Below are 1171 nucleotides of genomic sequence, written 5' to 3'. Positions count from 1 at the left end.
TTTTTTTAATTTTTTTTTTTCCAGCAGAGGTCTGCATCTGTTTTCGTAGTTGATGCCGGCGTCTGCAAATTCACCCGAGGTTTTGACCGTGCTGTTCACCGCCTTGGTGTTGGCAACCGTTCCTGCCTTGTCAACCCCGCCCCCCCCGATACCGGCGTCTGCATTGAAACCCGAGGTTTTGACCCTGCTGTTCACCGCCATGGTGTTGGCAACCGTTCCTCCATCTAAAACCACCCCTACCCCGGTGCCGGCGCATGCAATTTTACCCGAGGTTTCGACCGTGCTGTTCACCGCCGTGGTGTTGGTAACCATTCCTCCACCGCCAACCAACCCCGCCCCAATGCCGGCGTGTGCATTGTCACCCGAGGTGGAAATATGCACATTTTCGGCCCGGATATCACTGACTGTGCCATTCGCAGTACAGGCTGCCAACCCGGTCGTCTTCGTTGAATTTATATGGGTATCAGTAAAGCCAAGGCGACTGATGTTGCCTTGTTTCAGAGTATCAACTAAACAGTCAGGCAGGCCGCTGATGGTACGGCGCTGCCCATCGTACTCCCCGGTGAATGGATGGGTATCATTGCCAATGGATTGATAGTCTTTAGTGACAACAATATCTGCTGTCTGTTGATAGGTACCGTTCAGTGGATAGTCGGGATGTCGGCCAATCTTGCTCAGGGTTTCTGTATCATTAATCTTTATGGGTGTTGATGCTGTAGCGGCTGTTGATGCTGTGGTCGGTATTGACTCTTTAGCGGCTGTTGATGCTGTAGTGGGTGTTAACTCTTTAGCGGCTGTTGATGCTGTAGTGGGTCTTCACTCTGTAGCGGCTGTTGATGCTGTAACGTCTGTTGACACTGTGTCGGCTGCTGCCGCAACTGTTGGCTCTTTAGTGGTTGTTGATGCTGTAGTGGGTGTTGACTCTTTAGCGGCTGTTGACGCTGTAGTAGGTGTTGATGCTGTAGTGGGTGTTGACTTTTTAGCGGCTGTTGACGCTGTAGTGGCATTTACCTGGCAAAACGATAAATCCAACGCATCCCGAAATTCAGTTATCGAAGAGCAGTTGACTGTTAACACACTTTGGTCTGCATTTTGGCATAAAAGTTGATAATTGGGGATAGATCCATAACTCCTTATATTGCCATTGACAGAGCTGTTCACCGCCGTGGTG

General features: G+C 50.3%; 2 protein-coding genes. One reads left to right on the top strand and one right to left on the bottom strand.

What is annotated here, in order from left to right:
• Positions 1-432, bottom strand: a 432-nt coding sequence (locus CX664_RS25425; RefSeq protein ID WP_146000390.1) for a hypothetical protein, incomplete at its 3' end; no start/stop codon positions are given.
• Between the two features lie 238 nt (positions 433-670).
• Here CX664_RS25425 and CX664_RS25420 point away from each other — a divergent pair.
• Entirely contained in the window at positions 671-1108 is a 438-nt protein-coding gene (locus CX664_RS25420; protein ID WP_146000389.1) for a hypothetical protein, read from the top strand.
• Positions 1109-1171 lie beyond the last annotated feature (63 nt).

Source organism: Endozoicomonas acroporae (assembly GCF_002864045.1).
In the GTDB taxonomy this organism is placed as follows: Bacteria; Pseudomonadota; Gammaproteobacteria; order Pseudomonadales; family Endozoicomonadaceae; genus Endozoicomonas; species Endozoicomonas acroporae.
Note: the sequence above shows the minus strand (reverse complement) of the source record. Positions and strands in the feature narration are given on the sequence as shown.